The sequence below is a fragment of the Sporosarcina sp. P13 genome (assembly GCF_002743055.1).
In the GTDB taxonomy this organism is placed as follows: Bacteria; Bacillota; Bacilli; order Bacillales_A; family Planococcaceae; genus Sporosarcina.
The window spans coordinates 1-7599 of record NZ_PDYM01000058.1 but is presented as its reverse complement, the minus strand read 5'-3'; the positions used below and the strand labels follow the sequence as shown (position 1 = coordinate 7599).

6 protein-coding genes are annotated in these 7599 nt (G+C 36.9%); 4 read left to right on the top strand and 2 right to left on the bottom strand.

Going from position 1 to position 7599, the window contains the following annotated elements:
- Window positions 1–140: 140 nt before the first annotated feature.
- The 4 genes from CSV79_RS16060 to CSV79_RS16045 all read left to right on the top strand — a co-directional run bounded on the left by CSV79_RS16060 (window position 141) and on the right by CSV79_RS16045 (window position 4874).
- The gene (locus tag CSV79_RS16060; protein WP_099690061.1) at window positions 141–1013 is read left to right on the top strand and encodes a tripartite tricarboxylate transporter substrate binding protein; all 873 of its coding nucleotides are present in this window, start codon (window positions 141–143) and stop codon (window positions 1011–1013) included.
- A gap of 249 nt (window positions 1014–1262) precedes the next feature.
- Window positions 1263–2750 (top strand): carotenoid oxygenase family protein, encoded by a 1488-nt coding sequence (locus tag CSV79_RS16055; RefSeq protein ID WP_099690060.1) that lies wholly within the window; start codon window positions 1263–1265, stop codon window positions 2748–2750.
- 144 nt (window positions 2751–2894) lie between these two features.
- Window positions 2895–3716, top strand: a complete 822-nt coding sequence (locus CSV79_RS16050; protein WP_099690059.1) for a beta-keto acid cleavage family enzyme — start codon at window positions 2895–2897, stop codon at window positions 3714–3716.
- Between the two features lie 357 nt (window positions 3717–4073).
- Window positions 4074–4874, top strand: a complete 801-nt coding sequence (locus CSV79_RS16045; RefSeq protein ID WP_143560596.1) for an IclR family transcriptional regulator — start codon at window positions 4074–4076, stop codon at window positions 4872–4874.
- 280 nt (window positions 4875–5154) lie between these two features.
- Here the strand turns inward: CSV79_RS16045 and istB are convergent, their stop codons facing one another.
- Both istB and istA read right to left on the bottom strand, forming a co-directional pair.
- On the bottom strand, window positions 5155–5880 hold the full coding sequence (istB, locus tag CSV79_RS16040) for an IS21-like element helper ATPase IstB (RefSeq protein WP_099690057.1): 726 nt from the start codon (window positions 5878–5880) through the stop codon (window positions 5155–5157).
- Complete coding sequence (istA, locus tag CSV79_RS16035; protein ID WP_099690056.1) at window positions 5877–7331, bottom strand: IS21 family transposase; 1455 nt, start codon at window positions 7329–7331, stop codon at window positions 5877–5879. Before istA ends, istB begins: the two co-directional genes overlap by 4 nt.
- Between the last annotated feature and the right edge of the window lie 268 nt (window positions 7332–7599).

Genomic DNA, 7599 nt, shown 5'->3' with positions numbered 1-7599 from the left:
TTCCTGTATCCAGCGAAAGCTGTCAAGTGCGGTCTTTCACTTGACTGGTTTCGCTGGATACAGGACGCTCCATGAATGGATGCCGTTCTGAAACGGACTTAACTTTTTTGTGTCCAGGATATTGACGTAGATCCAAAGAGATTAGTTTTATTGTACCGTATGGAGCTGGGTCTTTAAGTGATAACGATACACGCGTTTTATCCAAGCTTGTAGAAAAGTATTTACCAAATGAGCAAAAAGTTAAAATAGAGAATGTTGAAGGTGGAGGAGGCATTCTCGGTATGACGAAATTAATGAACTCTGCACCGGATGGTTATACAATTGGATATGGATCAGTAGTACATACTAGTGTTCTACCTCACCTTGAAGATGTCGCATTCACACATGACAGCTTCCAGCCTATTATGAAAAATACAGTAGGAATTCCGTTGCTCCTTGTAAGAGAGGACTCACCATGGGATACATTTGAAGATTTAAAGAAATATGCAAAGGAAAACCCAGGTAAGTTCACTTATTCAACAACAGGTCCAGGTAGTATTTCAAATTTAAATATGGTAGCTGTTACAAGTTCCCAAGGGATTGAAGCTACAAACATTGCATATGAAGGTGGAGCACAAGGTGTTACGGCTCTACTAGGTGGTCATATTGATGGGGCAATTGTGATGCCTAAAGATGCGATGGAACATGTTGAAGCAGGGACTTTGAAGGTTCTTTTCGATTTTCGAATTGATGAATCAGAATATGATACAGCAACAACTTTGAAGGACCTAGGATTAGAGCCAGGCATAGAAGCATACTCAATGATTTATGCGCCTAAAGGTATTCCAGATGAAGAACTGACAATTTTGTCTGAAGCATTAAAAAAGGCTCAGGAAGATCCTGAATATCTTGAATATCTGGAAGTGACTAATCAAGGCCATGATTATTTAGATCCGGAAGAGTCTCAAGAAGAAGCAACACGTACTTTTAAACTTGCAGAAGAGTTATTGAAAGAAATTGGGCTCATTGAATGAGTAAAAAAGGATAATTAGGTATGTAAAGTAACGATAATTTTAAATAATTGTATATGAAAACACATCCAATTTATTCAAAGTTTTAAAGATATACGGATTTACGTTGAGCAAATTACACGATAGAAGAATAAGAAGTACTTTAATATCTCTTATCGAATTAATGGATAATTGGCTTGAAAAAACACTAAGTAAAAGCGTGCTTGTAGGCTAAGTATATAATTGAAACTTTAAAAAGTGGAGGGATATAATATGATTAAAATTGAAAATACCGTAAAGTCCACAATCAATAAAGATACGCCCAATCCATTTTTAAAAGGGCATTATCAACCTATTTTTAATGAATATACTGCAGATACAGTAAGTCTTGAAGTTATTGGAGAAGTGCCGAAGGATTTACAGGGGATCTATGTTCGTAACGGACATAATCAAGTGCATGAGCCAATGGGTACATATCATAATTATGATGGCGATGGTATGCTTCATGCTGTTCATTTTGAAGATGGAAAAGCTGTTTATCGTAATCGTTTTGTTCGCACAACTGGTTTTTTAGCAGAAGAAGCTGCAGGTAGATCATTGTGGCCTGGTATACTTGAACCGCATTTGGCAAAACGCCAAGGGTGGGGAAGTATGGGAGCTATGAAAGACAATGCTGGTACTGACGTTATTGCACACTCGGGAAAACTTCTCGCAACTATGTCTCAATGTAGTGAATCAAACCGTTTAGATCCTATTACATTGGAAATGCTTGAACCAGATAAATGGAATACAGAAATAGCACCAGCAGGAATATGTTCTCACTTTAAAGTAGATAATGACACAGGGGAAATGATGTTCTTTAACTTTAGTGAAACATATCCATATATGAAATATGGGGTTATAGATTCAAATAATAATTTGAAGCATTATGTGCCAATCGATTTACCAGGTATAAGATGGCCACATGATCTTGGAGTCACAAAAAACTATTCTATTCTTCACGACTTGCCATTCATTTTTGACCCTGAGTTATTGGAAAAGGGAGAACGTAAAGTTACATTCTTTGATGATATGCCTGCCCGTTTTGGAATCATTCCGAGATTCGGTGATAACAGCCAGATTAAATGGTTTGAAGCGAAACCTGCCTTTATTTATCATTTATCGAATTGCTATGAAGATGGCGATGAAGTAGTTATGGAAGGTTGCGTAACATTTACACCGCGCAAACCAGCTGTTGGGAAGCAAGGTTCAGATGCGATTGATAATATGAAAAATCAATTCAAACAAACTGCTATGAACTTCAATATGTATCGTTGGAGATTTAATTTAAAGACAGGGGAAACAAAAGAAGAATTACTAGATGATGAAATCACAGAGTTCCCAGTGGTCAGTAATGAATACGTTGGAAAGAAGTATCAATATAGTTATAACTCGACTTTTGACGAGGAAAAGCTATGGTGGTTAAGCGGTGTGAAAAAGTATGATTTACTTGATGGAACATCCCAACGTTATGAGTATGGCGAGGGGCGTTTTGGAAGTGAACCACAACTAGCACTGAGAGTGAATGCAGAATCTGAAGATGATGGATATCTAATTACTCTTATTACAGATATGAATAAAAACCATTCTGAATGCCTTATACTAGACGCGCAAGATTTACCAAGTGGTCCAGTCGCTCGTATTATCTTACCAGAACGAATTCCGGTTGGTGCCCATTCATGTTGGGTAGAAGCAGACCGAATTAAAGGCGAACGCGTTTAAAACATTATCAAACTAATGAATTTGTATTTTACAAGAAAAACAACATAACGAAAAGTAAGTTAACTATTTTAAAACCCTCAAAGTGGAGTTTTTTAAGTAAGAAGTTTAATATTAACAATTATAATTATTTAGGAGTTGTATACAATGGAGAAATTAATTATTACGGTGGCACCTACAGGAACTGGAACAACAAGAGAGGATACACCTTATCTTCCACTTCAACCAGAAGAAATTGCAGATGAGGTATATTTAGCTTATAAAGCAGGTGCAGCAATTGCACACATGCACGTTCGTGATAAAGATGGTAAACCATCGATGGATAAGGAGATCTATCGTGATTTAGTACAACGTGTGAAAGAAAAATGTGGTGATGAACTTATTATTAGTTTAACTTCTGCAGGCAAGCATGGACTTACAGATGAAGAACGTTTAGCTTTCTGTGAACTATCGCCTGACTTTGGATCATTAGATGCAGGTTCACTCAACTTGAAGAACTTTGTATTTATGAATTCACCTCAGTTTTTAGAAAAGTTAGCTAAAAAAATGCAGGAGAATAATGTAAAGCCGGAAATTGAAGTGTTCCACCCAGGGATGATTTCTAATGCTCAAAAGTTAATCGATGCTGGTTTAATTACTGGTTCATTACATTATTCAATCGTTTTAGGTGCCGATGGCGGAATGCCTGCAACACCAAAGAGTTTACTATACTTTTTAGATTCACTGCCTGAAGGCGCAAGCTGGGGCGTTGTAGCTTTTGAAAATCAATTAGCTATGAATACATTAGCAATAAGCCTTGGTGGACATGTTCGCGTAGGTATGGAAGACTATGCTTACATCCGACCTGGTGTTTTAGCGAAGACGAATGCTGAATTTGTTGAACAAATTAAAAAGATTGCACATGAATTTGGACGAGAAATTGCTACACCTGCTGAAGCAAGAGAAATGTTACTTGGAGATAATAACTAAAAAGTCGCACGAATAGATTAGAAAGATAAATAAAGTTATAATTGAAGTTAATTTATATTATTAAATTGGAATGTATCAGAAAGCTATTACTATAAAAATTACAGTTACCACCGAAATGAGGATTTAATATTTTGTAAATATTAAATCCTCATTTTAATTACTTCTTATTTAGTTCAATATAACTCTTTTATAGTATGTTAGTACTTATATATTGTTGTAAATAAGAAATAATATAAAGTGATTATTAGCTTATTATTACTACCATGGATAGGAGCTATTTATTGAATAATAGTTCAGAATAGAGACGACGTATGATACACTAACTAATAATAAACAATAAGAGTGGAGGACAGAAATTTGAAAACTTTAAAAAAGGAAAGTAAGCCAAGTCAAGTACCCGCACTAGATTCTACAATAAAAATCCTTGAATTATTGGCAACACAAGGCTATCAGCATGCAAAATTAACTAAAATCTCAGAAGCGACGGATATAAATGTTAGTACATGTCTAAGAATATTAAGAACGCTTGAAGAAAAGAGCTATGTTACATTTTCAAGTAATTCAAAAGAATACTCATTAGGTACACCATTAATTGCATTGGGTAATCGTGCACGAGAAGTTAATGACTATATCGAAGTGGCTAGTGCCTACTTGAAAGATTTAACTAAAACAGGCTCATCTTTTGTTTTGGTAAAAAGAGTTCGTAACTCACGTCTTATGTATGTAGCAAAGGAGGAGCCTGATCTAAAAGTACGATTAACAGTGTCGGCAGGAGATTCATTCCCAATTACTGCTGGAGCGCTTGGTAAATGTTTTTATGCGTATTTAGACGAAGAAGATGCCCAAAATGTATTAGACGAGGTCATGTCAGATGATCACTTAACGAGGTATACTGAGAAATCAGTTACTACAAAGCAAGATTTAGACAAGCAAATACCAAAAATCCGTGAAGAGGGAATAGCTGAAAGTCATGAAGAATATTCACTAGGTATTTCAGCTTACGCTTGCCCTATATTTGATAGTAAAGGTAAAATCATATTAGGGTTAGGTACTTACATTCCAACTTCATTAATTAATCAAATTAAAACAGAAGATATTAAAGAAATGATGAAGACCGCTGCTGCAGAAATTACAGAAGCGATCAATACTTTAGTTTAGAACAAATTAAGATAGACTTTTTAGATCATACTATTAATGAAAACAATAAAATACACCCTCGAGTTTACTGTCTGACTAAACTCGAGGGTGTATTTGTATTTACTATATTAGTTTTAAGATTATACAAATGAAAGTCTTAGTCTACTGTGTTTAAATGGTAAGCCCGAAATATAAAAAAGCACACTTATGTAGTGCGCATCACGAATAGCTGTGTTTTGCAAGATAAAAGTGCAAAAGAATGCAAAGAAAAATACACAAGCTTGCCAGCCTTCGATTTAGTTTATTTTTGTCGTGATAAAGCGTTGGTTACTCTAAAACTATCTCCTGTAAAATTCAAGATATGGGCATGATGGATCACCCGATCGACCAAAGCGGCAGTCAATCTAGAGTCGCTAAATACGCGGTTCCATTGACTAAATTCCAAATTGGAAGTGATGATCAAACTTTTTTGTTCGTACCAGTCAGAAATGAGTTGGAAGAGGAGCTCTGCTCCCTCCTTGTTAAAAGGAACATAACCCATCTCATCCAATATGATCAAATCAACACTTTTAAAGCGACTTCTGAACTGGACCAACTTTCCCTCTAGCCACGCTCTCTCTAACGCCTCAGCCAGGTCTGAAACCCTAAAGAAACGGACCTCTAGTCCTTGCTTACAGGCCTCGTAACCAAGACCAGTTGCTAAATGAGTCTTCCCTGTGCCAGGAGCACCGGTTAAAATCACATTTTCTTTGCGCCCAATAAAATTCAGTGTACAAAGTTCATACGAATCAATGTGAGAAGGAAAATGGATCATCTCATTCCATTGAAACGACGAAAGTGACTTCTTCTGTAGAAACTTTGCTTTCTTTATTAATCGTTCTGCCTTCGTTTCTTCCCGTAGCTGAAGCTCTTTCCGAAATAAATCTTCCAGAAATTGAACTGAGTTCTCATAAGGTATATCTGAATAGATATCATTGACGTGGGCTAGGCGTAAGAACTTGCACATTGTTTTTAAATCCGCCGTCACTGTACCTCACCTTCAATCTTTGGGCCAATTTGAAGTTGATCATATTTGTTCCAATCAACATCATAGGGGTGTGCTTCCGGCTCTTTTAAAGAGTCTGATTGTCCATTTAGAAGCTCATAGAACTCCTCATTGATTTCATTCATATCATGAGTGGCTAGTAGAGCTAGAATCCAATTTAGACGCTCTTTGCGAATCGTTAGATTCGAGATATTTATGTATTCATATATACGACCCGGCAAATAGGCTGAAAATCGTGAATAGGTTGCTGCTCGCGGTTTGCTCAACCATGACGTTAATATGGATTTCCATGGAATCTCACGATTCTTATGCATATATGGCCGATGATCCTCATACAAAATCTCTCCGTGAGGAGACAGTACCTTGAATCTATTCCAATACTTTATGACGGATAGACTTGTATAGTTATAAGCTTTCGGGACGTATACTTTCACTTTATCCAAAGTGATTTCTCCATACTTGTTTGCTTTCGCTTTTTCTTCTTTGAAGACTGGATAATCTTCCTTAGGTAACGCTAAGAGATATTGATGTTCTTCTTCTAGTAGTTCTTGTATCGGGACTTGCTTTTTATAGTGAACGCGCTCCCGATCCTTCGTTAGCTGCTGTTCAAGTAACTTTGTTAAGTGTTCCAAGTCCTCTATGGCCGGTGCTGGAGTAATAAAGTTATATCGAACGTATCCAACTTTATTTTCAACGTTTCCTTTTTCATTTCCTGAATACGGATTACATGCTTGAGGCTCGAAGCCATAATGATTGGCAAATTGAAGGAATTCATCCGTGAAAACAGCCTCTTCATTTCGGTTCCTTGGTTTAACTACAGCTGTTTTCATGTTGTCAATACGGATCTTCCTCGGTATCCCCCCTAGTTGATTGAATATCCTTTTCATCCCATATAAAAGGCACTCTTTATTTTCTCCAGGCAATGGAATGGCATAAGCCCCGTTGCTGAAGGGAAGGGACATGACCAAACAATGAACGTCTCTGTATTTCCCGTCCTGAACGGCTTGCATTAATCCGAAATCCAATTGCGCTTCAGCAGGTGGATGAATTAATCTCTCGGAGTTTTTATCTTTTGTTTCATCTTCAATATCTTCTCTTCCTTCACGCCAGTCCTTAATGAAATATGAAACGGTCCTGTAGGACCCCTTGAACCCTAGCTCTTGTAGGGCAGAAAAGATTCCTTTGTTTGTCCTTCTGTCCTTCTTTTTGAGTTTTTGATCCTCCCAAAGCCAATCTCCAACAATTTCTCCCCACTTTTCCGTGTACATCATTCCAGATTTTTTTCTTTCCTTTTCTTTCGGCAGCTGATCACCATCTGCGTACTTTTTAGCCGTTCTCCAGTTAATTCCTAAAGTCTTTGATATGTGATTTATAGATAATGATTTCTGATTCCTCATTAGTTTGATACAATTGATTTCAGGCATTGTCAGCATTTCCTTTCAACCTCCACTGCATTTGATTAGACACCAATACAGTAGAGAGATTTGGGAAGGCTGGCAAGCCTTTTTTTATTGAAACTTCAGTTGCAACGTTATGTACTTTTTCTTTTCAAAACTATGTACTTCTATTTTGCACTACACAATAGCCCTTACATTCGAATTTTTTCTTCGAATGTAGGGCTAGTTTTGCTTTCCGCAAGAAAGCAAGATGTTTTTTGACCATGGCAGATAGTCGTCCAATATCTCCGGCCTATGCCGAAAA